We start from the raw sequence: 25,435 nt of genomic DNA on the forward strand, positions 1-25,435 counted from the left end.
CTTGCGATTGGGCGGCGCCCATGGACGAATCTTCGTGAGCCAGTGGCGGTCAGACTCCTTGCCGGGATGCTTCACGCCTGGTGTGCGCGCACCGAGGCTGTCTGCCTGAATCCACTCGGCGTTCCTGACATGTCGTCTTCTGCGCAGAGACCTGGCGAGCAAGCGCGATCTTCGCGCCATGGCGTGATGAGGGAGGTGCCTCAGCGGGGGTATTTACCCCTTTTTATAGAAAAGCAATGGCCAAGGAGTAAATCGGCCCAAAACCGGTGCCAAATCTAGGAGGTGCAAATGAAGCTGCCGCGAACCTCCGACACTGCCGCTAAGCAGATCCTGGATGCCACAAGGGTGTACAGAGAGTACGCCCGCGTGCGGAAGGAGTCGCAGCGGCTGAAGGGCAGCCTCTTCTGGAAGAAGGTCGGCTCCTACGAGTATCTTGCCCATAAGGTGCACGGGAAGGTGACCTATGTCGGTCCTCGAGGTGCCGAGACGGAGCGCGAGTTCGAGGAGTTCAAGCAGAAAAAGGCGCAATTGCAGCAGCGGGCTCGAACGCTCAAGGAAAGTGTGGAGACGTGCGAGCGAATGAACAAGGCGGTCAGGGCCGGCGCCGTCCCCACCCCCGTCGTGGAGGTGCTTCGCCAACTCGAAGACGCCGGCCTTTCGGAAGGCAGTGTGGTGTTGGGGACATCGGCGCTCTTCGCGTATGGTCAGCCCTCGGGCGTGCGAGTCGAGGAGGTTGCCTCGCCCGTTCACGGCAGCGTCGTCGAAGACGCGAAGCAGCACCTGCAGGTGCTGCTCGAAGCCCCGGAGAGTGCCATCAAGGCTGCGCTGCTGAAACTGCGGCAGGCCGCCGATGCGATCGTGGAAGTTGCCCCCGCAGGAGCGAGTGGCGAGCGAACTTATTTCCTGGTCGAATTCAAGTTTGGCCGCCAGCGCGAGCTTTCGAAATGCTGGGCCGAGAACGCCTACTGGCGAACCCTGGCCACCGAGATGGCCACGGAGATCCGGCATGCGGGCAAATTCGAGCAGGTCGTCATCGGCAAGACCGGGACGATGGCCACGATGCGCACGCTCGATCCGCAGTTCTTTGCGATGATCAATCACGCGCTCGCTGAAGCCCGACCGGCGACGATGCAGGAGCCTCACGTGGCGCAATGCCAGGCCGTGCTGGTGGACTCGTTGATCGCCGACCATCGGGTGGTGTCCAAGCCTCCAGCGGTCGAGTGCCGCCGCGCTGTAGAGGGCATCGCGCAGCGCGTCTTCGCGCATGGTTGATCATCAATGGCATACAGTGAACGAGAGGGCCCTTGCCGAGCATCGGCGCGCTGAAGATGCGGTTCGTGCATTCGAGATGGATTCCTGCTCGACAGGCGTCTGCGCCAGAGCATGAAGCGCCATACCGTGACGGGCTGGAACCTGTGCGATGCGCACCGAAAGCTGTTCGACGAGGGCTTCGTCACGCTGGTCGAGTGCGACCCAGACCGCAGTGGCGTGCCGGTGGACCAAGACCCCGTGCGGCCGGAGCAGGCCTGGCGCACCAGGTGGCTTGCGCACTTGACCTGAGCAAGGTTGTCCACGTTGCGCCGGCGCCCGATGTGCCCTGCGTCTTCGTCGACCCGGCGTGATCGAACGGCTGCAGGCGATGATGGGGCCGGCGGATTGATGCCGCGCTGAGGCCTTTGATGCGCCGCCTTGCTGAGTTCGGGGCGATGCATTTCGGTTCTTGCAGCGGTTGCGGGGTTGTGGGGCTGGCCGCCAGACTGGCATTCACAAGAAACCTGACGCAGCCGCCCCGAAGACCGATGGGCGTCGTCTTTCCCAGAGTGAAGCTGGCAAAGTTGCCTCCCGCTTCGACGCGCAGGAGCTTGCCGATCTTTCTGGCGACATCGCTCGCTCCACGCGCCGGTGGCGTGCCATTGGCGCTGGCGATCGGTGCTGTTCTCAGTCGAACGTACGCACGACGAAGGACGCCTTGGTCGCTATCAACCAGCGCCCCTCTATCTTATGCATGACGAAGTGGTCGTTGAAGAGCTTCGTCCCGATCCGTACCCTCACTGTTGCTGTCGAAAGAATGTCCGAGATGTTTTCCATGGAGAGAATTGCCTCATCTCTGGGCGCACCAGTCGATTGAGGACTCGGCCTCCCTTTGATGAGCTCCGCATAGGCCGGTGACGACATGGTGTTCAGTTGACTGTCCTGAACCCACTGGATGAGACAGTTCGGGTGAAAGATCTTGTTGAAGTCACGGCTCTTGGGCTCATAGGCTAAATTGAAGTAGTCCTCGATCAAGGCGACGATGGCTTGGGTTTGGGTCATTGCTGGCTTCTTGGATAGTCGAAGGGCTCGTATGGTGAAAGATCTGCGCACCGCCGGATACTGCGAATCGGTCATCGCAGCCATTACAGGAACACATAGATCATGGAAGACCTCGATGGAGGCCTCGTCGGCGGCTTGCTTGCACTTGCAGCCGTGGTCGAATTCAAGAGCTTTGGTCGTGCCGCATCTCGCCTGGGAAAGACGCAGCCTGCGGTAAGTCGTGCGATCCAACGGTTGGAGGATCGCCTGCGTACGAAGCTTGTGCATCGCACCAGCCGACACGTTGAAGTGACGGACGCAGGGCATGAGCTGTTGTCGAAGGTGCTGCCTTTGCTTCAGGGGATCGAAGAGGCGACTAACAGTGCCTCGGACCAAAGCTCGGTCGTCAATGGAACACTCCGTGTGGCGTGCGATGCCGTGTTCGCCCGCCTTGTGTTAGCGCCGGAATTGACCCAGTTCCTGAAGGACCATCCCGCGCTTCAGCTGAAGTTGGAGACCAGGAACGACCTCTCGGACCTGGTGAGTGACGGATTCGATCTCGCCATACGGTTTGGTCCGCCATCCGTTTCAGCCTTGGTCTGTCGCAGGCTCTACAGTCCGCGCGTCTTGACTGTGGCCGCGCCGTCCTACTTGGAGCGACGCGGTCGACCGCAGTCACCGAAGGACCTGGTCGACGATGGCCATGAATGCATTCTCGCCATCGATCCGGCGACCGGCAGGCCGTTCGAATGGGAGTTCTGGCGCGACAACGAGAAGGTGAAGGTGGCCGTTCGCGGGAATCTGACAGTCACGGATGCGGGAACCAAGATCGGGGCCTGCCTTGCGGGCTACGGGATCGCCCAGGTGATAGACCTCGGGATCGACATGCACCTGCGCGCGGGCACGCTGGAGCCGGTTCTGGCGGGCTGGCCTGACGAGACGTTCCCTCTCTACGTCTACTACCCCAGCCGGCACCACGTTCCGGCCAAGGTTAGAGCGTTCATCGACTTTGTGGCTGGCATGATGCCCGGGTCGCCATCGCAGGCCCGGGGCGCTTGCCGGAATCCGGCGCTTGGCGATCGCTTACCCAGCGAGCTCGAAGATCAACTGCTCCGGAAAGCGGCCTAGATCCGACTCTCAGTGGCCCCGTCGAGGGTTTCCATGAAGGTCTCTGCTGGACGCAAGCAAGGCGCGCACCAAGGCGACGAGTCGTGCGCCTTGCCCATGCGCGTCGAGACACCCGGCCGCAGTTGACGCCTCGTCGCGACTCGCAGGCTTTCGCAGGCCTGCTCAGTGCCCTTGGCGTCCAGCCACGCGGAACGAAGGCAGCGCGAAGAAAACGGCCAGCGCGCACAACAGTGCCGCGAGACCGGCGAACGGCAGCGATCGATCGATCTCATACAGCGCGGTGCTGGCGGCCGGCGTCACCACCAGCGCTGCGCCCTGCATCGCGGCGATCAGGCCCGCGACGGCGCCTTGCCGGTCGGAGGGCACGGCCAGCGATGCGCCGGCCATCGACCCGGCCACCAGGAAGCCCGCACCCGCGCCAAGCAGCGCGAAGGCCGCGACGTAGGCGCCCATCGTGGCCGTGCCCAGCAACGCCAGCAGGCCGGCCACCCAGAAGGTGCTGCCGGCGACCACCATGCGGCGTGCCGGCCATCCGAGGAACCTGGCCTGCAGCATCTGCGTGCCGAACAGGGCCAGCCCCGTCGTCGTGAGTGCCGTGGCCAGCTTCGGGCCGACCTGCGACGTCTCGAGACCGAGGCGGTCCTGGAAATAGAAGCCCGCGATGATCTGGATGGTCACGATGGCGATCCATGACATCAGGCTCGCGGCCATCCACGGCCGCAGCTGCGGCGCGAACGGGCTGACCGACGGGGGCTTTCCGCCCGCGGGCGGCCCGATGCCTTTCGGCACCGTCGCCCACACGACGAAGAAGCCCAGCAGGCACAGCGCCCCGGCCACCACCAGCGGCCAGGCCACACCGCGGACCGCGAGCAGTCCGCCGATGGCGGGCCCGAGCACCAGGCCTACGCCGCTGGCCGCACCGATCAGCGCCATGCCACTCGCGCGCTCGCTCGCCGCGGTGTGGTCGGCCATCAGTGCCTGCGCCGCCGCCGGCACCGCGGGCAGGAACGCCACCAGCAGCGCACGTGCGCCGGTGGCCAGCAGCAGCAGCCATGTGCCTGCGAGCAGGCCCGACAGCCCCTGCAGCACGATCGCCGTGAACAGCACGTACGCGCCGAACATGCCGGCAAAGCCGGCGAGCATCACGCGGCGCCGGCCCCACCGGTCGCTGGCCAGTCCCCAGGGGCCGGCCATCACAGCCATCGCCAGCGAGCTGATCGACAGCATCCATCCGCCTTGCTGCACCGACAGGTGCAGCGAGCGCACGAGCGGCGCGAGGATCGGCAGGATCACCGCCGTGGTGAGCCCCGAGAGTGCGACGCTGGCAAAGACCACGGGCTTGATGTTTCTCATGCCGGCTGCTCCTGCCGGTCGTCGGTGGCCGGGCGGATGCCGCGGTACAGCGAAATGGAACCGGTCGGTGTCGGGATCACCGCGGTCTCCTCGACCTCGGCGAAGCCGGCCTCGCGCATCAGCGCCGGCACGATGCCGTCCGCGTTGGGCTGCGTGTCCTGCACGCCGTCGACCGCCTGCACGAGCTTGAACAGCCAGCGCATGGCGCGCGTGCGCTGCAGGCCGTAGTCGGCCATGTGCAGCTCGCCGCCGGGCCGCAGCGCCGCGTGGATGGCCGCCAGACCCGCGCGCTTTTCCGCAAGGGGCACCTGGTGCAGGACCAGGCTCGACACGATCTTGTCGGGCCGCAATGGCGCGAGCAGGCGCGCCGCGTCGCGCAGGTAGCCCTGGCGCAGTTCGCAGGCGACGCCGGCGTCGGCCAGCTTCCTGCGGGCGCGCTCGAGGATGCGTTCGTCCGGATCGATGCCCACGAGTTGGCCGGGGGCTGCGTCCTTGCCCAGAAGTGCCAGCAGCACCAGGAAAGAGCCGGTGCCGCAGCCGATGTCGGCAATCACCTCGCCGGGCTTCGGCGCGAGTTGCGACAGCAGCGCCGAGCGCCAGCGCCGCTCCTGCGTGAAGAGGGACACGATGGGGTCGTAGGCCCCGAGGACCGGCACGGCCGGAGTGAAATCGCGCGACGGGCGCAGCGTTCTGTTCATTGCGTTTCCTTGCATGGATCGAATGTCGAAAGGGGTTCGAGACGAAAGAGCGGGCGGGCGGCGGCCGCTCGCACCGCCCCGGGGTTTCGATGCATCGCGGTAGCGGTCATAATCTGAGTAATTACTCGCAATGTCTACTCGCATTCGAAAACCAACCAAGGCCGCCGCCGCGCGCGCGCCGGCCCTCAACCTCAGGAAGCAGGCGTCGCAGGAACGCTCGCGCGCGACCGTCGACGCACTGATCGAGGCCACTGCTCGCGTTCTGGTGCGCGAAGGCTTCGAACGCGCCAGCACCAACCGCATCGCCGCGGAGGCGGGCGTGAGCATCGGCTCGCTCTACCAGTACTTCCCGACCAAGGAGTCGCTGGTGGCCTCGGTCATCGAGCGGCACAAGAGCGAGATGCTCGGCATCCTGCGCGATGCGCTGGCCCGGGTCGCGCAGAGGCCGGTCGGTGAGGCCATGCGCGAGATCGTCGACGTGATGATCCGCGCCCATCGGGTCGACCCGCAGCTGCACCGCGTGCTGGTCGAGCAGATACCGCGCACCGGCCGCTTGGCCGAAGTCGAGGGGTTCGAGCGCGAGGCCAACGAGCTGGTGCGGGCCTTTCTCGAGGCGCATCGCAGCGAACTGCGCCGCGCCCTGGACCTGGAGCTGGCCACCTTCGTCTGCGTGTCGACCGTGGAGACCCTGGCGCACGGCGCCGTGCTGCATCAGCCGCAGCTTCTCGCGGACGACCGGGTGGAGAGCTTCATCGACGAAGTGACCCGGCTCGTGCTCCAGTATCTGACCTAGGTTGCCGGCCTGTCGGTGCGGCCTTTATCGGTCTTCGAGTCAGGACCGCGAGGCTGCCGCGTGCCGGGTCTTCTGCGGCCTCTGCGGATCGCTTTACCGGAGTCGCCCGATGTTGTCGTTGATTCGACCTTGAATCGCGCGCATGGTGTCCTGGGTGATCTGGCCAGGGTAGGTGTTCCTGGCCATCACCGAGAATCCGGCCGCTGCGTCGCAGATGCCGTCAATGAGGCGGCCTGCGTCGTGACCCGAGAGCTCCGCCTCTTGCTGGCCGAGGAGCAGCAGGTGCTTGCGCTCGACCTCCAGAGCCTCGCCCATCACGTCCATCTGGTGATAGCCGCCCGGTCCTTCGCAGAAGGTGACGTCATAAGCCGGCGCCAGCCGCCATTGCCCGGTCGAGGACATGACGTACGCGAAATTCTTCGAGTGATCGTCCCGGTTGTTGAAAGCAACATTGAAGACAGCGCGCTTGAAGGCGGCGGATTTCTCCCGCACATCGTTGGTGCAGATCTGGGTGGCGCGCAAGAAATTGGCGTAGTCCAGCGCTCCTGGGGTCTGGAAGTCCGCGCCGGTGAAGGCAGCGAGGCTTTGCATCGGCACCCGCACCTCCCCTTGCCGATCGAAGCGCCTGGTCGCGAAGGCTGCCTGGCCGTTCGGGAGTTCGCTGTACCCTGTCTGCGGCGTCTCGATGCCGCATTGGCGCAGGCAGTCGGCGTAGACGGCTTCGATCGCACACACTTCGGGGTGTTCATGCTGGCCCGGGAACTTCACTAGCCATGCCTCCAGGCCGGGCGCACTTGCGGTGGTCAAGGCGCCGGTGCCGGGGTCGCGATAAAGCAGTGCCTTGGGCCTGGCTCCCTGCGGCGAGCCGCCCATGCGCAGCAATTTCTGCAGGAATTCCCCGCCTTCGCCATTGAGGACCTCCCGGATCTCGGCGGCCAGCTGGGCAAGGGGGATTCCCTCGTTCGGCGCAAGCACTTCGGCGGCCACGGGCTCGAAGGACATGGCTCCCATCGCATGGGGTCCGATGTACGCCAGCCGCTCCAGAGGACCGATGCGTGCGGCATTGAGGCCGCGCCGCTTGAACAGGCGGTCCATCAGCAGCATGCCCCAGCCGTCGGGCAAGGCGTCATAGATCGGCCCGGGAAGTCCCAGTTGATGCGCAGGGAAGTCCCTGCGCAGCTTCGGGCCCTTCAAGGGGAGGGTGTAGGCCGACAGTTCCAGCCCCCTGCTGCGTGCTTCATCGCTGTATTCGAATGCGATGAGGGGGCGTCCGGTGATGGCGGTGGAGGACACGAGCGTGCCCCATCGCCAATGCTCGCCCCAGCCGTCATAGAAGACGTCGACTTGCCTAGGCATTCCCGGTCTTCCTTCTGACGCGGTGTCGCGTGGCGCTGTTTTCGTAGCGGAGGATGTCTTCCACGCTGTCGAGCTTCGGTTTGAACAGCTCCTCCAGCTCCTGCGCGCGTCCGAGCAGCATGGCCACGCGAATCACGTTCTCGAACGTCACGTTTCGGCCGGCCTCCAGGTTGGACACCGTGTTGACCCCGAGGCCGGCGCGCGCGGCCACATCGACCTGCGTCATCTGCTGGGTCAACCGCTCCTTGCGAAGACGCTCGCAAAGTCGCTTGAGCAGCTCCTCTGGAGTGCTGATTTGTAAATCCATTGTGTTGTAGATTATCTCGGTTTTTATTGATTAAGCTATGTAATAGGGGAATTAAATATGGATGGTCCGCCGTTGCCGACGCCAAGGGAGAGAGGACGGGGCTGGCTGCTGCGTTCAGCGTGCGCGCTGTTCGCGGACCTCGCGGTCTTCTTCGAAACCCGACCGCAGTACTGCGGCGTGCTGGCGCCAGTGTCGAGCATCCCGCCTGCAATGGACGCGCGCTCGCCGTGCGGCGGCGAATGGGATCGCACGCGGGTACCTTCGTGACCGGTGTGTGGGTTGGGGAGGGCTTGCCTGTGATCCCTGAGGCTACCCCCTCGTTCTCGCGTTCAAGGCCCTGCGCGCGCACCGTGGGTGCGTGCTCGGCGCGTGCCGCACGCCTGCGGCGGCCTTGAGCGCTGCGCTGCGACGGGGTGGCGGGGTCTCGCAGGCAATCCCGCCTGTGTCACCCACAGGAGTTCGTCATGAACGCACTTTCCTCTTCCTCGTCCTCCTCCGTTGTTTCGTCTTCCCCGGCTTCCTTTCATGGACCGTCGGCCTTCACGGCCCGCGAGCTTCAGGTGCTCGATGCGCTGCGTCCGTTCCTCGGCGCCGAAGCCGAGGGGCTGTACGCGGCGCAGGGCCGTTCGCTGCACAAGCTGGTGTGCTTCGCGCGGGACTCGTCGCTGCCGGGGTGCGCGCAGCTGCTGTGCGGGCTGCGCCTGGCGCGGGAGCTGCTGGCCGAGGAACTGCGCCCGGGCGAGGCGTTCCGCTCGCTGTACGCCGTCTCGGACTACCTCAAGCTGCACTTCGCGGGGCAGGCGCACGAGAGCTTCGCGGTGCTGTTCCTCGATGCGCGGCACACGTTGCTGGCGTTCGAGGACCTGTTTCGGGGGACCTTGACGCAGACGGGGGTCTATCCGCGCGAGGTGCTCAAGCGCGCACTGCAGCACAACGCCTCGGCGGTGATCCTGGCGCACAACCACCCGTCGGGGGTGGTGGAGCCGTCGCCCGATGACCTGGCGGTGACCGAGGCGCTGAAGTCGGCGCTCGCGCTGATCGACGTGCGGGTGCTCGACCACATCGTGGTGGGCGCGAACCGGGTGGCCTCGATGGCCGAGCGCGGCCTGCTTTGAGCGCGGCCGCGGGGGCGCTGCGGCGCCCCTGAAGGGATCCGGTCCGGGCGGGTCGCGCGGTGCGCGTGCTGCCCGGATCCCGGGGAGCCAGAAAGCGGGAGAGGGAGAAGAGGGGGCGGTCTTGCTGGTGCCTTCAGCGTTGCACGGCGTTCTCGCCGTCAAGGGCTGCGCGCAGCGGCTGGGCGCGGCGCTGGCGGCCTGGCGGCCGTCTTCGACCCCTGACTGCTGCGCTGCGCCGTGCGGTCCCGGCGGCGGGCAATTCCGCCCGGACAACCGGAGATCGTCATGGACGAGAAATCACACGTTTCGATGGAACAGCACCTCTGCCTGGTATGCGGCCTGGGCTTCGACACCGGCGGCATCCTGTTCGACAGGCGCCTGCGCCAGAGCATGAAGCGCCACACCGTGACAGGCTGGGGCCTGTGCGCCGAGCATCGCAGGCTCTTCGAGGAGGGCTTCGTCGCGCTCATCGAGTGCGACCCGCAGCGCAGCGGCGTGCCGGCGGACCAGGACCACATGCGGCCCGAGCAGGCCTGGCGCACGGGGCGGCTTGCGCACCTGAAGCGCGAAGTCCTTGTGCGTGTGGCCAACGTGGCGCTGGCGCCCGATGTGCCGTGCGTCTTCGTCGAACCCGGCGTGATCGAGCGGCTGCAGGCGATGGTCGGACCCGAGGAGGACTGAGGATCCGTTGAGGTCCTTCGTGCGCCGCTTCGCGAACCGCGAGGCGGTGCACTTCTGTTCTTTTGCGACGGTTGCAGGTCGCAGGACTGGCTGCCAGACGGGCCCTCACGAAAACCCAAGCAGGTGCTGCCGTAGGCCGTCGAGAGACCCGGACATCGTGACGGCCGGTTCTATTTTTCATTACCGACTCGATCAATGCCGAAGTCGGCTAATGGATTCGCATGCTTCCAAGTACCGTGGAACTGGCGGATGTTTCGACATGGATCGGGCGCCCCTCGTAGTCAACGATTTCGCAATTCGGCTGCGTCAGTGCAGCCCCGACCACGATGTCGATTTCGCCTGCGGGCAGTTGAAGCTTGATGAACTCTGCGTTTTCCTCGTACTCGCTGGTGAGTTCCTCTGCGGGGCCACCAAGGCGAGGATTCACGTGTCCCAGGTACTGGAGGTCGGGTACGAAGAGATCGATGTCCTTGCTGAAGCGGTGGTCGAAGCGAAGCATGAGCACGGTGCCGCCGCCGAAGGTCCATTGCGGATCGACTGTGACTCTCTCCAGGTGTGACATGAGGCCGAGTGCCTTGGGCCAAAGGCTGCGCCACGGGCCTTCGCGCGTGAAATCGACCTTCGTCATTGCCACATGGGCCTGAAGCACTGCAGTTCGTGCGCCAGGTGCCGCATCCGGTCCCAGACCCGGGCCTTCGCCATGCCTTTTTCGGCATGGATTTCGTCCACCACCTTCGCGAGCAGCGAGACAGGCGCTTCGTCCAACAAGACCTGCAGATGCGGCCGGATTCGCAGTGGGGCGTCATCCGTGACGAGCGCCGTTTCCAATTGCCTGGCGGTCATCGCCGACTGGTAGCTCACGCCGGCCGTGGCTGCAGCGCGTTCTAGCGCGGACCTGGCCGGAGCAACTTTCCTATGAGAAGACGAAGCATGGGTCGCGCCGGTCGTCGTGACGCTCATCGACAGGCCGATGGATTCGAGCAGGGCGACGGCTTTCGAGATGCTCAGGTTGCCGATGGATTGTTTCTCCACGGCATTGACGGTCGAACGCGAAAGCCCGCTGATGCGGGCAAGGGCGTCTTGGGTGAGCCCCATCTCCATCCTGCGGGTGCGCACGGCGTTGCCGATTTCGTGAAGGGTGGACATGTCTGCACTCTGTCGAACGAAAGGGCAAATGTCCAATATATTCGACATCCGGGTGGTGCACATATGGTGCTGCCTTGGGATTGCCCATGTCGGCTCGCCGCGCGGCGGGGAGGGGGAGCGCTGACGGTGACGGGATCGCCATGGTGGCGGTGCCAACGCTGCATTGAATGAGAGCGGTGAGAAGCCTCCGTGAAACGCAAGAGGTCAACCAGAATGCTGCAATGCCTGCATGAGACAGGATTCCACCAATCTCCCTGGCGGATTTCACTCCGGCGCGGCAAAGATCAAGCACGCGCGTGTTGCGCCTGACGTAAGGTCTTGACTGCGACAACCGTTGCAGCAACTGCTATCCACCACATATTGCGGGGCAGGTGCGAGCGACGTGTCGCTGGAAGAGCTACTGGGAATTTTCGCGGCTTGCACCAGCTCACGGTGCGCCGCGCGAGACCACGATCGAGGCGTTCTCGAGCATGTTGACCTCGCCCAATAGAACGCCGGCGGCCTGCGCAGCCATCTCCTCGGCGGCGCGTGCCTTGCTGGCGATTTCCGCCAACTTGCGCACGCGTTCACGGGGAGGCAGATCGACTTCACAACTGAGCAGGTCCAGGCATGCCTTCAAGGCCTGACTGGCCGACATGAGGCACATATGGGTCGCGAAGCGGGTGCGATTGCCCAGCTCCGTGTCCTCCTTGACCCTGAGCTCAGACTCCGTCGGCGGCAGTCCACCCAGATTGGTCGGCTCGAAGTAGTGCGCTGGCGTGGCTCCAAGCTCCGTTTCCGCGAGCACGAAATTGACGGCTTTGCTGGCTGCAGCAATGGTTGAAAAGTTCCGAGCGGTCATCGCGATCTCCCTCAGAAAGCCCAATTCAGAGTGAACTTGAATCCGTGGTCCTGCAGTTCGTTGCGGTACTGGCCCGCGCAGGAGGTCTCTCGCTGCGGGCGCAGGGTCGGTGTCGCGAACCTCGCATTGATGCTGCCGCCTTCGCTGTCGAGCGCCGCTAACCCGCCGTGCTCGGCCAAAGCGTCGCCATGCATCCGCACGGAGGCGAAACGCACGCAAGGCTCCAGTGCCACGGATCCCACATCGACGCGGCGCCCGGCTTCACGGAACAGTTTGCTGGCGCAGAGTGAATCCATCCGCATCTCCTACAAGTTGCGTCTTGCAGATGATGGGGCCTGCCGCGCCGCCCCGACAACATGCGGTGTAGAACGAAAGTCGTTCAAAGTTCGTAAAAAACTGAGCCGCGTTGCCTTGAAGCGACGTCTGAATGGAATGGAGGCGCCGCGCGGCCCGACATGCCTCATGGTGGCCGGCTTCCTGCCGGGCATGGGCGTGGTCGTCCTGCAGCTGGCCGCCAGCGCGATGAGGGTCTGTTCGATGCACTACAGGGACATGGCGGCTGCAGAGGGAGGGCTTGCCTGTGAAAGCCCTGAGGCTCCCCCTCGTTCTCGCGTTCAAGGTCCTGGACGCGCACATGCGCGCGTGCTCGGCGCGTGCCGCGCGCCTGCGGCGGCCCTTCAGCGTTGCTGCCCTGGCCTCTCTGGTGTTAGCGGTCAGCGCCCCAGGTCTCGCCACACATCAAGCCCTGGGCGCGGTCGATGTCGCAGGCAAGTGCATCGCGTTTCTTTTCGGCAAGGCCGGCTCGCAGATAGCCAAGGCCGTAGTAGACGTCCCGGTGACTTGTGACGACGCCCAGAATCGGGCCCCAGTCTTCGCGCGGCAGCCAGTCCGCCAGCGACGCCAGCACCTCGTTGTCCAACGCCCGCGCCAGCTGGTCATGGTCGGCAAACAGCCAGGCGATGCGCCGGCGCCGGTCGGCCAGCGGCAGATCCGAGCGCGCCAGCGATTTGATGGCTTCCGCGGTCCACGGGCCGGGAACGCCTGCGGTCTTGAAGGCCTGCAGGCGCGGTCTGTCCAGCGCTTGTACCGCGGCCTGGTAGTCGTCGAACTGCGTCTTGCGAAACACCTTGAGGAACGTCTGGAGATCCAGGCTGTTGAAGGCATCCTTTCGAGTGGAGGCGGCCGCAGAAGGGGCGACCGCGTTCAACGCGGAAATGCCGTTGCATCGCACACCGGCCCTGTCGCCGACATCGCACTGCGCATACAGCGCCTCCTCCAGCTCGGGCAATGCCGTCGTCTTCATCAGCGCAGGCCCCTGTGCCGACGACTTCCATTCGAAGGTGAACGGCAGCCTGAGCGCCCCATGGCACCTGCCGTACTGCATGCCGTCGTGGAGGTAATAGCGATGGCCCGTCACCGTGTCCTGGACCGGCATCAGCCGGGGCACGCCATCGTCGCCGCCCATATCGGTGTTCAGACGCTTGACCTTGCCGCCGCGCTCGCGCCAGACCTCGTACCGGTCGCTCGGATCGGGGCACGAGGGCGTGGGGTTGTTCTCTGGCCCGGTGAAGGTGTCCACGAGGCCGCCCACATAGCCGTCGACCTGCGAGCTGCCTCCCACCAGCAAGCTGCATCGAGCATCACCGGGGAGTTCGATGAGTTGAACCGTTTCAACGCGAACCTCCACGGTGTCCTGGTCGCCTTTCACCGTCGCGTGGTTCAGGAGTTCGCGGTACAAGGGCTCGGTCAGTTCGAAGGTGCAGTTCGCCTGCGCGTCGACGAGCCTGGGCTTGCCGCTCGCCGTGTTGTCAATGAAGGGGCTCACGGCTGGCACCAGTGACTTGGCATCGGCTGCGACGCGCTTGGCGTCCAGCCCGCGAATCGGCCGGGCTGCCCCCTGCGATGCAAGGAAAAGCAGCTTTGCGTGGGTGTCGGCCTCGCTGGAGGTTGCGCAGTCGGGGTACTGCGAGCCGATGAGCCGGAACTGGCTCAGTATCGTGATCGGTACGGTGTCGCGGGCGTTGCCGAACTGCGCAAGCATGACAGGCCAAGCGGCCTCGAAGGCCTTCGCGCCCATCTCGGCAGGCGCACACTGCAACGCGGTGTTCGCGTCGCGGTTGGCGTAGCCGCTGGCGAACAGCTCGCCCCAGAGCTCGGGCTGGATCCGCCCGGCCAGCGAGGGCCACTCGGTGTAGTCGATCGGTCGAGGCAGATGTCGCCACAGCGTGCGCCAGAGCTCCGGTGCCAGCCCGTAGGCGGGGAGGGCGTCGCCCGAGGACCCGAGCAGCGCGGCACGCTGCGCCAGGCCGCGCACCGCGGCGTTCACGCGACGCTGCAGGACCGGAGCGGGCACGCCCGACAGGGCCGCGTCCAGGCCCGCGGCGGAGCGGCTGTGCATCAGTACCAGGTCGCTCACGGCCTGATCGTCGTCCATGATGCGGGCATAGACCTCGGGGTTCAGGCGGGCGGCCAGCGCAGTCCATTGACCAACGGCAGCCTCGCTGGTGGCCGTCCGGTCGCTCTGGGGGTTGTAGGAGGTCACGGATATCGCCACCCGGCGCATGTAGTCCCGCGCCAGCTTGTCGTCGGCGGGGGAGCCGAAGGTCAGTGAAGCGATGCGCCTGGCATCCACGGGCTGGGGTGGCGGCTTTGCTGATGACGCGGGCGTCGTGTCGGGCACGAGGCCATAGGTCGACTTCAGTGCCAGCAGGACCTTTTCGCGCTTGTAGCGAACGCCGAGTGTCACGGCGGTGTCCGTGCCGCCCTGGAGCGTCTTGCGCGGATCCGCGCCATGAGCAAGCAGCCAGATCGCGGTGCGTTGCTGGCCCGCGCGGATGGCGTGGTGGAGCAGGGTGCCGAGGTGCCGGTAGGCATTGGGGTCCGCGCCGTCCTTCATTTGCTTCGCCAGATAGGTGATCAGGGCCGTCTCGTCGCGCGCCGGCAGGTCATCAGGCTTCGGAAAATCCCAGTAGCCCTGCTCCGGCTCGGCGCCTGGCATCGAAAGCAAGGCGGCGAATGCGTTGTCCGTGGCGTCGCCGGAAAAGGCGCTCGCCCCCGTGGACAGAAGTACGAGCGACAACGCGATCACGGTGCTTAGCCCTAGATTCAGGATCTTCTTCATGGAACTCTCGCGGGTGACGGGATCGCCATGATGACGGTCTCATCACCGCATTGAATGAAGATGGTGAGAAGCGCCCGTGAAATGGAAACGGCGAGGTCGAGATCATCGGATGACCGCGTGGGACGAGATTCCACCAATCTACTCAGCGGAGTCCACTTCGGCGCGAGGAAGGTCATGCACACTCCGTACCGACGTTCCACACCGCTCGATCCTGCTTGCCCTGTGACGTCCGAATCGATCACTGCCTTCGATCCGTACGGGCGAAACTGGGAGACCGTCTGGCGGAGGTAGGTCGCCAGTCGCAGCGATCATGGATCCTTGCAGCACAAGTGGAGTGGCAGTGTCCTCTGGAAGGACGACAACCGGAGCAGGCAAGAATGAAACATACACAGGAAGCTCAAGGATGAAGCGACTCGACGCAAGCCCCTGCTTGCTGAGCGTGCTGGTACTGTTCGCGCCATCGGTCCATGCGAGCGGACATTTGCCGCTGCGCCAGACGCCACCGGAATCATTCGCCAGCTTCGCCGCGTGCGTGGAGCGTCTGCGGCAGTTGCATGCGCAGGACAAGAGCGGCGCAGACAAGGGGCCTCAGCCGATCGAGAACGGTGCAACGCGCGAAAAGATCGTCGATACCAAAGGCGTCGTGATCGACGGACGCGATGCAGCACACTACAACGCAGAGATAGGCTGGTCGGTTCGCTCGCCTGGCGGCGACGCCGCCGGCAATCGCTGGATCCAGAGCAACTACACGTTCGAGCGCTGGACGTGGACCTGCAGCGGCACTGCATTGAGCGGCACGATGGAGGGCGGCTTCACATCGCCGTCGTTCGAACCGCTGCGCTAGGAGGTGAGCCATGGCATATTGTTCAACGGTAGCTCGTTTGCACGGCAGTTGTACTTCTTCGCTTGCGGTTCGCCTCCTCGAGTGAGACGTCTTGATGTCCCCGCATCGCTCGCATTGCAGCCGCTGCAAATCCAAGCAAAGTCAACTCCTGTGAAAGCAATTTTTCTTGTCGCGGCACTCTTCGGTTCAACGGCGTTTGCCACGAAGCCCGTCATTTCGGTTTACGAGGGTCTGCCCTGCCGCACGGTCCTTGAGCATCAGCGAGACCCGTCGGTCCGCGCCCAGCTGCATCAGTACGCGCGCGGCTATATCTCCGCATACAACACGTACAACCCACAAAGGATCTACCCAGACCTCTCGGAGAAGATGGTCGTGAACCACGTGGTGAAGCATTGCCGGAAGAACCCCGGCTACGGCACGCTGAACGCGATCAGGAGCATGGCGCTCGAACTTGGAGCTGCGGATTTCCCTCGCTCCAAGGAGCCATAGCTTCACTCGATCTATCTCAAGAAGGGAAACGCGCGGAATCCTGCCGCCCGGCACGAGAAAGTCCGTGATTTGCGCGAACACCTTGCCCGACCAGGCTCATGCGATGTCAAGTCGCCCCGGAGGAAGCAAGGCGTCCACTGCGTGTGATGAACGTACAAGTCCGACGACACGCCCAACTCACGGCCAGCGAAACCCCCCTATTTGCTTGCAGGAGGGTCAGCCGATGCCAAGACTCGCTTCGCCACCCATTCCCACGAAGCTTTTCGAGCTGCTCAAGGACTATCCGGAACAGATCGCGCGGCTGCAGAAGGTGCTTGACAAATTCGCGGACCACGCCGCACCAAGGCTGCAGCCATTCGATGAAGCCATCTGGTCGCTTGAAGATGAGCTGGCAGATTTCGCGACCCAGGCACACGACGAACGGCAAGCGGCGGAGGCCAGCGGCGACCCCACCGCGATCGAGCGGGCGAGGGAAAAGGAACGGGCGATGCTCCGGGCGCGCTCCAAGGCCCGCTGGCTTGGCCATGACGGCTTTTGGAATTACTTCCAGGAGAACAAGGAGGTGTCCGAATGATGCCGCCAGTGGACCGTTGGACGAGGCCCCACCAGGCTCACCGGTCGATGGCCCTCGAATTTTTTGCAGGAGGCAGTTGCGATGCCTAGACTCGCTTCCCCACCCATTCCTCCGCGGCTGCGCGACGTGCTCAGGGACCATCCGGTGCATCTCGAACAGTTGCAGCAGGGGCTCAACAAATTCGCAGAACGCGCCGAGCCGAGCCGGCCCCTTTGAAGGGGTTGTCTGGGTCATCGAGCCGGCACTGGATGCCTTTGTCGTCAACGCCATCAAAGAACAGAAAGTGGCTGAGGCATCTGGCGATTCCGCCGCGATTGCCAAGGTACGCACGAAAGCTGCGGTGATGGCCATCGCCGGTGGGAAGCGAAATGTTGAAGCCGCGCGCCCTTCAGGATGCAGCAGCGCACGGGCTGGTGCGCCATGCCTTACCGAGGTGAGGCCGGATTCTGCGCGCGCGGCACAAGAATGCCCCGCTCGATCAGCAGCGCCAGCAACCCTGTGTAGGTCGGGCAGGCGTGGCTGGCATTGCGGGCAAGCGCGTCGTCGATCCCCGCCCTGTCATCACGCATACACGCATACTGCCTCGCATCCGAGGGGTGCAATTGAGCAAACGCGCCGCACAACTGCACGAAGGCCACGACCTCCTCGAACATCTTCGTGTGTATTTCCATGCCGACCATCATGTCGGAGGTGTATCCGCACTCGTTGTCCACCTTGGCGGCATAGGCGCGCAGGTCGTAGCGAGGTAGCCAGGGCGGATCCAGCCCGTCCAGGCTGCTGGCGATCTCGTCAATGCTGGCTGTCAGTGTCATCGTGCAACTCCTCTGTGACGCCCGAAAGTGATGCGCCCCGGAAAGGTCTGTGTACCTTGGGGGCGGACATCTCTACTTCGGTTGCCTTGGCAAGCTGAATGCGGTGCAGCCACAGTGCAGCTCGGTGCACCGGTCGCTTGGTATCTCTGCGTCGACCCAGCCTGGAGGACGGGGCTTCCGAACGTGTCCGGCAGTGTTGATGCAAGCCACGCAACCAGCCAGAAGGATTTTGAGTCGCATCTTTTCCACTCTTCGTAAGCCATGACGCTGGCAGTCTCTGGACAGAGACCTGCGGCCAGGAGTCCCGTCTCGGCAGGCTGCAATCGGTGTAGTACACATGGCATTCGGTATCGCCATCGCTGCGGCAGACCGCCATGGCTCTCTGTATGGCCTCTTCCTTGGTGCCGGCGTAGGCCGTACTGAATCCACGACCCCCGACGATCATCGCTGCGCATCCATTGGCATAGGAAATCTGGAGCTTGCAGGGCGCTCCCCCCTTGGCCTGGCAATCCGCCAATGCCTTGCCTGCGGCACCTTGCTCGCTGCGCTCCCCGGTGGCAGTCCCGAGCACACCCTTCACTCCATCGGTGGCGATCGCCCCCCAACGAGACCCCAACTGGAGGGGGGCGCCATGGTCGTTGGGCTTGGGAGATTGCTGCGAATTGGGTGCGGGCCCGCAGGACGTCGCGCTATAGGGGATCCAACCCGAAGGGCAAGCCACCTGCGCGCGAGCCTGGGGACCGAAGAAAAGCACGCTCTGCGAGGCCAGGAAAAATATGAGGAGTGCTCTTTTCATGGTCTTGTGATCTCTTCGCTGCCGTCAGCTTCAGAATCGGCCGGTCGGAACGCTGAACACCCGATCAGTTGTTGAGCACACCGAATGGCAACGTCCATCCAGGAAGGCTGCTCCCCGCGTTCAATGGGACCTGACCGTAGGGCAGAAACGTCGGGCCTGAGCGGCGCTCCATTGTCTCCTTCGGCGTATGACCGAACTCGGCCTTGAAAAGACGATAGAAGTACTTCTCGTCCGAGAAGCCATGGCTCCATGCGATCTCCGCAATTCGCACATGTTGACGCTGAGGGTCACTGAGCACCTGATAGGCATGACGCAGTCGCCTGCGCCGGATCTGCCGCATGATCCCGCCGTCTTCCTCGAACAGTTGATAGAGCTTGGCCCGCGACACGCCGACGTCCCGGCAGATCCGCTCGGGCGTCAGATCAGGCTCCAGCAGGTGCGCATCGATGTGATGCCGGATCCGCTCGAGCAGGCCCCTGCGGATGGGGCTGCTCGCCTCGTGAATCGCCTCGACCGTTGGCGAAACGGCGGCAGCCATGAGCAGCAACGTCGACTGGACGACGCCGGGCACGTCCTTGTGCTGCAGGCTGGAGAGATTGCGAAACAGCGACAGTATCTGATCGCCCAGGAGGCGGCCGATGCCGCTTCCGAGCGTTCGATCATGCAGAAGTGCAGCAGAGCCGGGCAGCAGGTGCCTGGGCACGACGACGCTGATCACGTCCCCGGCTTCGACCATGCAATCGTTGATCTGCGCGACATCGTAGAAGAACAGATCACCGGGCTTCTTGATGGAATCCGGGCCCATCGATCGACGGGTCACTTGCCCGTTGAGCAGCAACGTAAAGCGAAAGGATTCCTGGCCGTCCAGTCGGATGCGCCGTGCGTTGCGATGGACCGCGTAGGTCAAAGGCCGCGGCCGTTTGGGCCAGCGTCTCCCCGAGATGACCAGCGGGCCGAGTGCCGCGCCGGTGGCTTCCGCATCGAATGCGCCGTAGCCGTCATCCTCGAACCTGCAGTCGCAGAGGTTGTCCTTGACCCAGAGGTGAAATCGATCCCGCTCGGGGTAGTCGACCGTGGAAAACCTGAAGACAGGAACGGCGTCCGACTCATTCATGGCAACGAGCTCTCTTCTCATGACCCAAGCATCATCGCCGAGCGGCGTTGCAACGCAGGCACGCTGCGCCAGGAACATCGCATCCTGTGAGCCTGGACGGCATCGAGGCATGCATCGGATATCTTCGCGGAGTCGCGACATCGAGCGCGCATCCTAGTCCCGCACTTTCTGGGCCAAGGTGCAATTTCATCTACATCAGGTGGAAACTGGACGCCGCCATACCCGCTACGCTTCGACAATCGTTGCGTCAGCCACGCCTCGAAACCAACGTCTTCCCAAGCTCTCCTCATGCTGTCACGCCCATTTCCGAACCTCATGGATGCATCTGCCGTGTTGGGGGCTGCGTTCACGCTCAGCCTCGCACTTTCGCTGCCGGCGGCTGCGCAACCGAATGCACCAACGGATGCGTCCGCACCGCGCGTGGCGTCCGACCTGAAGGACATCCGCATGAAGGCGATCGCCAACCTGCCCAAGGCGGGCGGCAGCGCCAGCGACCGCGACGGCTGCCCGTGGCGCGTGATCCAGCCGAAGTCGGCGGCGGCGCGGCTGGTGGCCGCACAGGGCTGGGCCGTGATGGCGGACCTGCCGCTGGGCGCCTACCGCGCCGTCAGCTTCGCCGGCCAGATGGAAGCCGGCACCAGCGGCACCTGCAACATCACCCAGGGCAACGTGGCCGTGTTCGACGGCGACAAGCTCGTTGCGCTCGCCTACGGCAAGTCGGCAGACGACACCGCCATCGGCAACCTGACCGCGCTCGAAGGCGGCGCCGTGCGCGTGTGGGACGGCGACATCGTCGGCTCGCCGGTGGGCGATCTGCATGTCGAGGCCGACGGCACGGTGCGCCTGGGCAAGCTGGCCGATGAAGAGTCGGTCTGCAAGGGGCAGGCCAAGGTGCCGAACGTCTACGGTATGCCGATCGACAAGGCGCGCAAGGCGTTGGCCGACAAGGGCTGGAAGCCTGTGCGGGGCGGGGCCAGCCCTGAACCCAGGCAGGCCGCGCTGGTCAGACGCGGCATCACCGAGGCCGAGTCCTGCGCGGGCACCGGCCTCGCCTACTGCGACTTCGGCTATGCCGGTCCGGCCGGCAGGCTGACCCTGACCACCGTGGGCGAGAAGGACCTTCCAACCGTCTCGGACTACGACGTCAAGTGCCGCTGAATGCGCAGCGCCTTCGCTGACTTCATCGAACCCGAGGAGCCCTTCACATGCAATGCCTGTCCGCGCGCGTGCGTCGCACCAGCCTGCGTGCCGCATCGGCTGGTGCCTTGCTGATCTGCCTGAGCGCGTGCGAGCCCGCTGCAACATCGCCTGCATCGCCGCCTGCCAACTCCACCATGGCCCCCGCAGCCACCCCTGTCCCGGTCAGCGCCGAGGCATCGTCCCTGCAGGGGTTGCTGGGCGTGCTCGGTGGCCAGGCCGCTGCTCCCTGGGCAGCGTTCGACAGTGTGGCCGGCGTGCGCTGGAGCGACGCGAAGCCGCTGGACAACCCCGATACCGTCTCGCCCGACGCCACGCACTATCGCGGCGGCGACATGCTCCTCGCCGGCTTCGGCGAAGTGGATGTACCCGATGGCAAGGTCGGTGCGCAGGCCGGCGTCAAAAAGGACAACGAAGGCCACGTCGGCGTGGTGCTCCACGGCAATGCGAGCGATGTGCTGTCGATCGCACTGCAGAAGTTCTACCCCAGCGACGACACGCAAGGCATCCTGCAGCGGCAGTTCGGCAGCGATGCCGCGGTCAAGCCCATTGCCGGCCGTTGCACGCTCGACGATGGCACGAGCGCACCGAACACGCAGAAGAACGCCTTCTACGAGCTGGGCATCCCCGGCATCGCCATGCCGCTGTTCGCGGAAACCTATGTCGATGAAGACGGCGGCAACCAGGGGCCGGGTGTCACGAACTTCGTTTTCTATCGAAGCAAGCCGCAGCTGCGGATCGCAGGCATGCGGTGCAAGGCGTCCTGACCCGGAAAAGGAAAGAACTCCCATGCGCCGGGTCCCTTCACGAATTGCCTGCGGCAGTCTGCGCGCCCTCGCGATGTCGGTTTCGCTGCTCGCAAGCGCTGCATACGCCCAATCGCCGCAGACGGCGCCGGCCAACGACACGCCGCTCAAACTGCTGCTCGGCGATGTCGTCAGGCAGGCCTCCTACAACCCCTACGCACCGCACCCCGGCATTCGGTGGACGAACGGCAAGGATGCGGGCCCCGAAGCCGAAGGCACGATCGAGCTGCCCGGCGCACCCGGCAAGCCGTCCGTGCAGGCTGTGCTGACCATCGAGCGCGATGCGAAAGGCCGGACCACGTCGGCTGGCGTCTTGATCCCGCCGGCCGGCCGGCAGAAGCCGACCACGCAGTTCCGCGAGATCCTGCGGCAGCAGCTCGAGCCCGGCGTGACCGTCACGCTGCTCGCCGACCACTGCGCGTGGGACGAAGGCGGCATGGCGCCCTGGAGCAGGGACGTCTTCATGCGCCTGAGCTGGCCCGGAGAAGGGCGCCAGCTGTTCGCGCGCGGCAGGCTCCAGGCCTGGCCCGATCCTGCTTCCAGTCCGGTCCATTCGGCATTCTTCTTCGATGCCGACGATCCGTCGGCGCTGATCAAGCAGATGGGTTGCCAGCGCGCAAAGCAACCATAGAGAACGGCTCGGTCATGCGTCATCGCACTGCGTTGCCTTTGCTGCTCTGTCTGCTTCTTCAGCCGGCCGGATGGGGTCATGCCCAACCGGCCGATCGGGAGCAGGAGATCGAACCGCCGGCGCTGACCCGGCAGGTCCCGCTGCGCTTCAAGCGCCACAACTTCCAGGCGCTGTGCTACGACAGCGTCGGCTGTACGGTCGTCTACAACGGCCACCAGCAGGCGCGGCAGCCCGACGGCAAGGCCTCGCCGCCCAAGCCCGCAGACGACAACGGCAATGCATGGGGATCGACGGAACTCGGTATCCGCAACTTTCCTGGTCCGGCCGAGGTGCGCTGGACATCGAAGGACGGTGCGACGCACGAGGCGAGCGTCGACATCGGCCGGATCTTCCGGGACGAGCTGGTCTGGCATGCCGTTCCCAGGGAAAAGATGACCGACTTCCACGCAGGTCCTGTCGCCGGCGCGCCGGATATGTACCTCGAGGTGGACGACCGCACCATCAGCGTCTACACGGCGATGTTCATTCCGACGCGGGACGAGCAGATTCCCGGCAACAAGGACAGCAATTTCCGCAAGGACATCTTTCTTGTCTGGCGCAGGACTTACTGAGGAGGGTTGAATATGGCGAGGAAACTGCATGAGCGAGACACATGGTCCGCATCGGGATCTCCGGTCACCATGAGATTCCTCCTGCCCCTGCTCGTCTGCCTGTTCGGCATTCAGCCGCTCGCTCACGCGGAGGGCGGCTGCCCCGCCGGCACGGTTCCCGAAGGCGGCCCGGGCGCGTCCTCCTGCCGGCGTCCTGGCCAACCGGGGGCGCAGGCCCCGTCGGGGCCCCGGAGCGTCACGTACATCGAGCGATGGGGGGCCGTTGCGATGGACACCCACGCAACGGCGAATGTGGGCGCTTCGCATGACAAGTCCAGCCGCACCGAAGCAGAAAGGATCGCCATGGAGAACTGCCTCTCCCTGGGTTCCAGGAAGTGCGAGCTGATCTCGACCTATTCCAACGGTTGTGTGGCATTGGCAGAGAGCACCGCTCACTTTGGAATCGCGAGCCGGCCCACACCGAGCGACGCTCAGGGCGCGGCGATGAAGCAGTGCGACGAAGCTTCCTGCAAAGTCGTTTTCGCCGACTGCAGCAAGGCAATCGCCGTTCGCTGACCTGCAGAGCCGACCCGAGGTAGATGTCGATGAGAGCGCAAATACTATTGCTTTGCTGCGTGTTGGTGACGGTCACCTTGTCCCATGCAGAGGGCGGCTGCCCAACTGGCATGGTTCCTGAGGGCGGGGCAGGCACGTCCTCGTGCAGGCCTCTCCCCGGCTCCGGCCAAGCCGGGGCACAGGCCTCGTCAGGGCCACGAAGCGTCACGTACATCGAGCGATGGGGAGCGGTCGCCCTGGACGCCCAGTACACGGGCAACATCGGTGCGTCGCGCGACAAATCCAGCCGACCCGAGGCGGAAAGAATCGCCATGGCGAACTGCATTTCCCTGGGATCGAAGAAGTGCGAGCTGGTCTCCGCATATTCCAACGGATGCGTCGCGCTCGCGAAGAGCGACACGCACTACAGCGTTGCGAGCGCACGCAAGTTGAGCGAAGCGGAAAGCACCGTGCTGGAGCTGTGCGCCGATACCTCCTGCAAGGTCGTCTACAGCAGGTGCAGCATGGCGGTGCCCGTTCGCTGAGCCGCCAGGCAAGCCAGGGATACCCCGCATGAAAGTGGCAACCCCATTGCCCTGCTGCCTGCCAGGCACGGGCACGCAGCTTCACGCAGAGGGAAGTGGTCCTGCCGGCACGAGTCCCGAAGGCATCGCGAGCACGTCTTCGTGCTGACCCATGCCGAGCACCTGGCCGTGGTTCTCGTGGAGGGCTGGCCAGTCCGGCCGGGGTCCAGCCGGTCGCGCATGACGCTCAAGCGCACGGCCGGGTGCCTGTGACCCACGGTCGCCGGCCATCCGGCGCCGTGACGCGGCGTAGCCGCGATCTCGGTCCGACGCGCTTTTCTTGTTTTCCTTCTGCCTGCCTCTCGGTGTTCGTGCGGCGTGCCGAACGAGCACCGGCAGGTCGTACGGCCCCGGCAACTTTAGAGTGCTGTCGTATGCCAACAAGGCCCAAGAAAGACGCCGGCGGACCCTGCGGGCGTCGGTGATGCTCCTGACGCCGTGCGGCAGGCGACCGGCAAGGATGGGCCTCTGACCGGCATCCGGCGCGGTGCCTGCGCCTATCTGTTCCTCGCAAACAGATCGCACCCGAGCTGCTTCTGATGTTTGACGGCCAGCAGCTGCTCGGCGCCCGACGGATCTGACCTGGTGCGCAGGTGGACATAGAGCACCAGATGATCGTCCATCGCGTATTCGCGAATACGCGCATCCCGCCCGAGCCCGGACAACTGGGAGACGATGCGTTTGCCGATTCTTTCGGCTTCCACCGAGTCGACGGATCTTTCCAGGAACAGGCGTCCCATGCCCGGATGCCGCTCCAGGTTGGGCACCACCGTCTCGGTCAATGCAACCAAGAGACGGTCGTAGCCTTCGATGAAGCCGTTTTCCAACCAGTACGTCTCGATAGCTTCCAGATTCCGGGCGAAGCTCGCTGCGTATCGGACGTTGGCTCGAGGTTCATCGCCGTCGGCGTCCCGCATTTCAGTCAGTCCTTGTCGCGCCCGCCGGTCGCCGTCCTGCGCTTGCGCTTCATCAAGGCGCTGAGCCCCGCTCTGGCGTCAATGGTGCGGCCGGCCTTGACGTCGGCAAGGCCTTTGTCCACGTCTTCCAACAAGAGCAAGTGGACATGCGCGCGTTCCAGCCGGTGATAGTGATCCAGTCGCTTGATGTCAATCACGGCGACCGCCGGTTCACCGTTCTTGGTGATGATCTTTTCCGCACCGTTCTGGACTTCCAGCACGAGATCGGACAAATGTGTCCGAGCCGTGGAGAAGGGGACGATGTCGCGCACCGAGATGACCATGTGAGTCTCCTGGGACTTTAAGTGCTCTTTATTTTGCTCAAAATAAGGTTCTCTTGAATTGTTGAATACGGCTGGATGGCCCGGCTTGCGAAGAACCTTGCCCGGGTCTTCGCCGTTGCGGATGACGATGGGCCAGATGAGCGCCTAGTGGCAGCCATGAGGTCCACGGTGCGTTGCCGCGCCGCCTGCGGATCGAAGTACCGGCGCGCCGATGTGCCAAAGCAAGGGTGCGTGCGCGCCGTGCTTGTTCTTGCCGGTCTTCGGCATGCCGAACACCGGGAAGGGGGCGCCGCTTCGTGCTCGGCGCGTGCCGCGCGCCTGCGGCGGGCCCTGAGCGCTGCGCTGCCGCGTGAGCCCGGGGTGACGCAGGCA

At 64.7% G+C, this 25,435-nt stretch carries 30 protein-coding genes; 15 read left to right on the forward strand and 15 right to left on the reverse strand.

Features of this window, described 5'->3' with window-relative positions; all coding sequences use genetic code 11:
• The first annotated feature begins 288 nt into the window (after window positions 1–288).
• Window positions 289–1,272 carry a GSU2403 family nucleotidyltransferase fold protein gene (locus BMY35_RS33215; RefSeq protein WP_093208612.1) on the forward strand — a complete coding sequence of 328 codons (984 nt, stop codon included), beginning with the start codon at window positions 289–291 and terminating at the stop codon, window positions 1,270–1,272.
• 111 nt (window positions 1,273–1,383) lie between these two features.
• The gene (locus BMY35_RS38455; RefSeq protein ID WP_176947698.1) at window positions 1,384–1,560 is read left to right on the forward strand and encodes a hypothetical protein; all 177 of its coding nucleotides are present in this window, start codon (window positions 1,384–1,386) and stop codon (window positions 1,558–1,560) included.
• A gap of 378 nt (window positions 1,561–1,938) precedes the next feature.
• Here the strand turns inward: BMY35_RS38455 and BMY35_RS33220 are convergent, their stop codons facing one another.
• Window positions 1,939–2,313, reverse strand: a complete 375-nt coding sequence (locus tag BMY35_RS33220) for a nuclear transport factor 2 family protein (RefSeq protein ID WP_176947697.1) — start codon at window positions 2,311–2,313, stop codon at window positions 1,939–1,941.
• Between the two features lie 102 nt (window positions 2,314–2,415).
• Between BMY35_RS33220 and BMY35_RS33225 the strand changes: the two genes are divergently transcribed.
• Complete coding sequence (locus BMY35_RS33225; RefSeq protein WP_093208618.1) at window positions 2,416–3,420, forward strand: LysR family transcriptional regulator; 1,005 nt, start codon at window positions 2,416–2,418, stop codon at window positions 3,418–3,420.
• A gap of 162 nt (window positions 3,421–3,582) precedes the next feature.
• On the opposite strand, the gene BMY35_RS33230 is transcribed toward BMY35_RS33225, so the two are convergent.
• Together BMY35_RS33230 and BMY35_RS33235 are read right to left on the reverse strand one after the other, a co-directional pair.
• Window positions 3,583–4,773 carry an MFS transporter gene (locus BMY35_RS33230; protein ID WP_093208621.1) on the reverse strand — a complete coding sequence of 397 codons (1,191 nt, stop codon included), beginning with the start codon at window positions 4,771–4,773 and terminating at the stop codon, window positions 3,583–3,585.
• Entirely contained in the window at window positions 4,770–5,471 is a 702-nt protein-coding gene (locus tag BMY35_RS33235) for a class I SAM-dependent methyltransferase (protein WP_093208624.1), read from the reverse strand. Before BMY35_RS33235 ends, BMY35_RS33230 begins: the two co-directional genes overlap by 4 nt.
• 130 nt (window positions 5,472–5,601) lie before the next feature.
• Between BMY35_RS33235 and BMY35_RS33240 the strand changes: the two genes are divergently transcribed.
• On the forward strand, window positions 5,602–6,264 hold the full coding sequence (locus BMY35_RS33240; protein ID WP_093208626.1) for a TetR/AcrR family transcriptional regulator: 663 nt from the start codon (window positions 5,602–5,604) through the stop codon (window positions 6,262–6,264).
• A 93-nt stretch (window positions 6,265–6,357) separates the two neighbouring features.
• Here the strand turns inward: BMY35_RS33240 and BMY35_RS33245 are convergent, their stop codons facing one another.
• Together BMY35_RS33245 and BMY35_RS33250 are read right to left on the reverse strand one after the other, a co-directional pair.
• Window positions 6,358–7,620 carry a type II toxin-antitoxin system HipA family toxin gene (locus tag BMY35_RS33245; RefSeq protein WP_093208628.1) on the reverse strand — a complete coding sequence of 421 codons (1,263 nt, stop codon included), beginning with the start codon at window positions 7,618–7,620 and terminating at the stop codon, window positions 6,358–6,360.
• Window positions 7,613–7,927: a helix-turn-helix domain-containing protein gene (locus tag BMY35_RS33250; RefSeq protein WP_093208631.1), complete on the reverse strand. Its 315-nt coding sequence runs from the start codon at window positions 7,925–7,927 to the stop codon at window positions 7,613–7,615. The genes BMY35_RS33245 and BMY35_RS33250 overlap by 8 nt, the downstream gene beginning before the upstream one ends.
• A gap of 464 nt (window positions 7,928–8,391) precedes the next feature.
• On the opposite strand from BMY35_RS33250, the gene radC reads away from it, so the two are divergent.
• Both radC and BMY35_RS33260 read left to right on the forward strand, forming a co-directional pair.
• Window positions 8,392–9,042 (forward strand): RadC family protein, encoded by a 651-nt coding sequence (gene radC, locus BMY35_RS33255; RefSeq protein WP_093208633.1) that lies wholly within the window; start codon window positions 8,392–8,394, stop codon window positions 9,040–9,042.
• Between the two features lie 285 nt (window positions 9,043–9,327).
• Window positions 9,328–9,723 (forward strand): ATPase, encoded by a 396-nt coding sequence (locus tag BMY35_RS33260; protein ID WP_093208635.1) that lies wholly within the window; start codon window positions 9,328–9,330, stop codon window positions 9,721–9,723.
• 208 nt (window positions 9,724–9,931) lie between these two features.
• Here BMY35_RS33260 and BMY35_RS33265 read toward each other — a convergent pair whose 3' ends face one another.
• The 5 genes from BMY35_RS33265 to BMY35_RS33285 form a co-directional block, all read right to left on the reverse strand.
• On the reverse strand, window positions 9,932–10,351 hold the full coding sequence (locus tag BMY35_RS33265; RefSeq protein ID WP_256230338.1) for a nucleotidyl transferase AbiEii/AbiGii toxin family protein: 420 nt from the start codon (window positions 10,349–10,351) through the stop codon (window positions 9,932–9,934).
• A complete protein-coding gene (locus BMY35_RS33270; RefSeq protein ID WP_177213763.1) occupies window positions 10,348–10,869 on the reverse strand; it encodes a helix-turn-helix domain-containing protein in 522 nt (173 codons plus the stop codon). Before BMY35_RS33270 ends, BMY35_RS33265 begins: the two co-directional genes overlap by 4 nt.
• A gap of 427 nt (window positions 10,870–11,296) precedes the next feature.
• Window positions 11,297–11,710, reverse strand: coding sequence for a hypothetical protein (locus BMY35_RS33275; protein WP_126472297.1), 414 nt, complete (start codon window positions 11,708–11,710; stop codon window positions 11,297–11,299).
• A gap of 11 nt (window positions 11,711–11,721) precedes the next feature.
• Window positions 11,722–12,006: an autotransporter outer membrane beta-barrel domain-containing protein gene (locus tag BMY35_RS33280; protein WP_093208643.1), complete on the reverse strand. Its 285-nt coding sequence runs from the start codon at window positions 12,004–12,006 to the stop codon at window positions 11,722–11,724.
• 410 nt (window positions 12,007–12,416) lie between these two features.
• Window positions 12,417–14,831, reverse strand: coding sequence for an ankyrin repeat domain-containing protein (locus tag BMY35_RS33285; RefSeq protein ID WP_126472295.1), 2,415 nt, complete (start codon window positions 14,829–14,831; stop codon window positions 12,417–12,419).
• A 403-nt stretch (window positions 14,832–15,234) separates the two neighbouring features.
• On the opposite strand from BMY35_RS33285, the gene BMY35_RS33290 reads away from it, so the two are divergent.
• From BMY35_RS33290 to BMY35_RS33300, 3 genes are all read left to right on the forward strand, one after another.
• The gene (locus BMY35_RS33290) at window positions 15,235–15,675 is read left to right on the forward strand and encodes a hypothetical protein (protein ID WP_093208648.1); all 441 of its coding nucleotides are present in this window, start codon (window positions 15,235–15,237) and stop codon (window positions 15,673–15,675) included.
• Window positions 15,676–15,825: 150 nt separating this feature from the next.
• Entirely contained in the window at window positions 15,826–16,164 is a 339-nt protein-coding gene (locus BMY35_RS33295; protein WP_093208651.1) for a hypothetical protein, read from the forward strand.
• Window positions 16,165–16,387: 223 nt separating this feature from the next.
• Window positions 16,388–16,738, forward strand: a complete 351-nt coding sequence (locus tag BMY35_RS33300) for a hypothetical protein (protein WP_093208653.1) — start codon at window positions 16,388–16,390, stop codon at window positions 16,736–16,738.
• Window positions 16,739–17,163: 425 nt separating this feature from the next.
• Here the strand turns inward: BMY35_RS33300 and BMY35_RS33305 are convergent, their stop codons facing one another.
• The 3 genes from BMY35_RS33305 to BMY35_RS33315 all read right to left on the reverse strand — a co-directional run bounded on the left by BMY35_RS33305 (window position 17,164) and on the right by BMY35_RS33315 (window position 19,538).
• Entirely contained in the window at window positions 17,164–17,550 is a 387-nt protein-coding gene (locus tag BMY35_RS33305) for a hypothetical protein (RefSeq protein WP_093208656.1), read from the reverse strand.
• Window positions 17,528–18,346 (reverse strand): DUF4189 domain-containing protein, encoded by an 819-nt coding sequence (locus BMY35_RS33310; protein ID WP_093208659.1) that lies wholly within the window; start codon window positions 18,344–18,346, stop codon window positions 17,528–17,530. The genes BMY35_RS33305 and BMY35_RS33310 overlap by 23 nt, the downstream gene beginning before the upstream one ends.
• Window positions 18,347–18,410: 64 nt before the next feature.
• The gene (locus BMY35_RS33315; RefSeq protein ID WP_256230342.1) at window positions 18,411–19,538 is read right to left on the reverse strand and encodes a helix-turn-helix domain-containing protein; all 1,128 of its coding nucleotides are present in this window, start codon (window positions 19,536–19,538) and stop codon (window positions 18,411–18,413) included.
• Between the two features lie 237 nt (window positions 19,539–19,775).
• Here BMY35_RS33315 and BMY35_RS38460 point away from each other — a divergent pair, with 237 nt between their 5' ends.
• The 6 genes from BMY35_RS38460 (at window position 19,776) to BMY35_RS33345 (ending at window position 23,784) form a co-directional block, all read left to right on the forward strand.
• Window positions 19,776–20,618, forward strand: coding sequence for a PASTA domain-containing protein (locus tag BMY35_RS38460; RefSeq protein WP_093208794.1), 843 nt, complete (start codon window positions 19,776–19,778; stop codon window positions 20,616–20,618).
• 47 nt (window positions 20,619–20,665) lie between these two features.
• Window positions 20,666–21,424 (forward strand): hypothetical protein, encoded by a 759-nt coding sequence (locus BMY35_RS33325; RefSeq protein ID WP_143080794.1) that lies wholly within the window; start codon window positions 20,666–20,668, stop codon window positions 21,422–21,424.
• Between the two features lie 22 nt (window positions 21,425–21,446).
• On the forward strand, window positions 21,447–22,094 hold the full coding sequence (locus tag BMY35_RS33330; protein WP_143080795.1) for a hypothetical protein: 648 nt from the start codon (window positions 21,447–21,449) through the stop codon (window positions 22,092–22,094).
• Between the two features lie 14 nt (window positions 22,095–22,108).
• Window positions 22,109–22,705: a hypothetical protein gene (locus BMY35_RS33335; RefSeq protein WP_218153035.1), complete on the forward strand. Its 597-nt coding sequence runs from the start codon at window positions 22,109–22,111 to the stop codon at window positions 22,703–22,705.
• A gap of 69 nt (window positions 22,706–22,774) precedes the next feature.
• The gene (locus BMY35_RS38585; RefSeq protein ID WP_218153036.1) at window positions 22,775–23,260 is read left to right on the forward strand and encodes a DUF4189 domain-containing protein; all 486 of its coding nucleotides are present in this window, start codon (window positions 22,775–22,777) and stop codon (window positions 23,258–23,260) included.
• Window positions 23,261–23,370: 110 nt separating this feature from the next.
• The gene (locus tag BMY35_RS33345; protein ID WP_256230373.1) at window positions 23,371–23,784 is read left to right on the forward strand and encodes a DUF4189 domain-containing protein; all 414 of its coding nucleotides are present in this window, start codon (window positions 23,371–23,373) and stop codon (window positions 23,782–23,784) included.
• A gap of 536 nt (window positions 23,785–24,320) precedes the next feature.
• On the opposite strand, the gene BMY35_RS33350 is transcribed toward BMY35_RS33345, so the two are convergent.
• On the reverse strand, window positions 24,321–24,740 hold the full coding sequence (locus tag BMY35_RS33350; RefSeq protein WP_093208672.1) for a type II toxin-antitoxin system RelE/ParE family toxin: 420 nt from the start codon (window positions 24,738–24,740) through the stop codon (window positions 24,321–24,323).
• A gap of 5 nt (window positions 24,741–24,745) precedes the next feature.
• Complete coding sequence (locus BMY35_RS33355; protein WP_093208675.1) at window positions 24,746–25,063, reverse strand: type II toxin-antitoxin system Phd/YefM family antitoxin; 318 nt, start codon at window positions 25,061–25,063, stop codon at window positions 24,746–24,748.
• Window positions 25,064–25,435 lie beyond the last annotated feature (372 nt).

The organism is Variovorax sp. YR750 (assembly GCF_900109805.1).
Taxonomy (GTDB): domain Bacteria; phylum Pseudomonadota; class Gammaproteobacteria; order Burkholderiales; family Burkholderiaceae_C; genus Variovorax; species Variovorax gossypii.

Bases quoted from the DNA above. Each gene is read 5' to 3' on its own strand.
- BMY35_RS33215 (WP_093208612.1), top strand. From the start codon at position 289: ATGAAGCTGCCGCGAACCTCCGACACTGCCGCTAAGCAGATCCTGGAT.
- BMY35_RS38455 (WP_176947698.1), top strand. From the start codon at position 1,384: ATGAAGCGCCATACCGTGACGGGCTGGAACCTGTGCGATGCGCACCGA.
- BMY35_RS33220 (WP_176947697.1), bottom strand. From the start codon at position 2,313: ATGACCCAAACCCAAGCCATCGTCGCCTTGATCGAGGACTACTTCAAT.
- BMY35_RS33225 (WP_093208618.1), top strand. From the start codon at position 2,416: ATGGAAGACCTCGATGGAGGCCTCGTCGGCGGCTTGCTTGCACTTGCA.
- BMY35_RS33230 (WP_093208621.1), bottom strand. From the start codon at position 4,773: ATGAGAAACATCAAGCCCGTGGTCTTTGCCAGCGTCGCACTCTCGGGG.
- BMY35_RS33235 (WP_093208624.1), bottom strand. From the start codon at position 5,471: ATGAACAGAACGCTGCGCCCGTCGCGCGATTTCACTCCGGCCGTGCCG.
- BMY35_RS33240 (WP_093208626.1), top strand. From the start codon at position 5,602: ATGTCTACTCGCATTCGAAAACCAACCAAGGCCGCCGCCGCGCGCGCG.
- BMY35_RS33245 (WP_093208628.1), bottom strand. From the start codon at position 7,620: ATGCCTAGGCAAGTCGACGTCTTCTATGACGGCTGGGGCGAGCATTGG.
- BMY35_RS33250 (WP_093208631.1), bottom strand. From the start codon at position 7,927: ATGGATTTACAAATCAGCACTCCAGAGGAGCTGCTCAAGCGACTTTGC.
- radC (WP_093208633.1), top strand. From the start codon at position 8,392: ATGAACGCACTTTCCTCTTCCTCGTCCTCCTCCGTTGTTTCGTCTTCC.
- BMY35_RS33260 (WP_093208635.1), top strand. From the start codon at position 9,328: ATGGACGAGAAATCACACGTTTCGATGGAACAGCACCTCTGCCTGGTA.
- BMY35_RS33265 (WP_256230338.1), bottom strand. From the start codon at position 10,351: ATGACGAAGGTCGATTTCACGCGCGAAGGCCCGTGGCGCAGCCTTTGG.
- BMY35_RS33270 (WP_177213763.1), bottom strand. From the start codon at position 10,869: ATGTCCACCCTTCACGAAATCGGCAACGCCGTGCGCACCCGCAGGATG.
- BMY35_RS33275 (WP_126472297.1), bottom strand. From the start codon at position 11,710: ATGACCGCTCGGAACTTTTCAACCATTGCTGCAGCCAGCAAAGCCGTC.
- BMY35_RS33280 (WP_093208643.1), bottom strand. From the start codon at position 12,006: ATGGATTCACTCTGCGCCAGCAAACTGTTCCGTGAAGCCGGGCGCCGC.
- BMY35_RS33285 (WP_126472295.1), bottom strand. From the start codon at position 14,831: ATGAAGAAGATCCTGAATCTAGGGCTAAGCACCGTGATCGCGTTGTCG.
- BMY35_RS33290 (WP_093208648.1), top strand. From the start codon at position 15,235: ATGAAGCGACTCGACGCAAGCCCCTGCTTGCTGAGCGTGCTGGTACTG.
- BMY35_RS33300 (WP_093208653.1), top strand. From the start codon at position 16,388: ATGCCAAGACTCGCTTCGCCACCCATTCCCACGAAGCTTTTCGAGCTG.
- BMY35_RS33305 (WP_093208656.1), bottom strand. From the start codon at position 17,550: ATGACACTGACAGCCAGCATTGACGAGATCGCCAGCAGCCTGGACGGG.
- BMY35_RS33310 (WP_093208659.1), bottom strand. From the start codon at position 18,346: ATGAAAAGAGCACTCCTCATATTTTTCCTGGCCTCGCAGAGCGTGCTT.
- BMY35_RS33315 (WP_256230342.1), bottom strand. From the start codon at position 19,538: ATGTTCCTGGCGCAGCGTGCCTGCGTTGCAACGCCGCTCGGCGATGAT.
- BMY35_RS38460 (WP_093208794.1), top strand. From the start codon at position 19,776: ATGGATGCATCTGCCGTGTTGGGGGCTGCGTTCACGCTCAGCCTCGCA.
- BMY35_RS33325 (WP_143080794.1), top strand. From the start codon at position 20,666: ATGCAATGCCTGTCCGCGCGCGTGCGTCGCACCAGCCTGCGTGCCGCA.
- BMY35_RS33330 (WP_143080795.1), top strand. From the start codon at position 21,447: ATGCGCCGGGTCCCTTCACGAATTGCCTGCGGCAGTCTGCGCGCCCTC.
- BMY35_RS33335 (WP_218153035.1), top strand. From the start codon at position 22,109: ATGCGTCATCGCACTGCGTTGCCTTTGCTGCTCTGTCTGCTTCTTCAG.
- BMY35_RS38585 (WP_218153036.1), top strand. From the start codon at position 22,775: ATGAGATTCCTCCTGCCCCTGCTCGTCTGCCTGTTCGGCATTCAGCCG.
- BMY35_RS33345 (WP_256230373.1), top strand. From the start codon at position 23,371: ATGGTTCCTGAGGGCGGGGCAGGCACGTCCTCGTGCAGGCCTCTCCCC.
- BMY35_RS33350 (WP_093208672.1), bottom strand. From the start codon at position 24,740: ATGCGGGACGCCGACGGCGATGAACCTCGAGCCAACGTCCGATACGCA.
- BMY35_RS33355 (WP_093208675.1), bottom strand. From the start codon at position 25,063: ATGGTCATCTCGGTGCGCGACATCGTCCCCTTCTCCACGGCTCGGACA.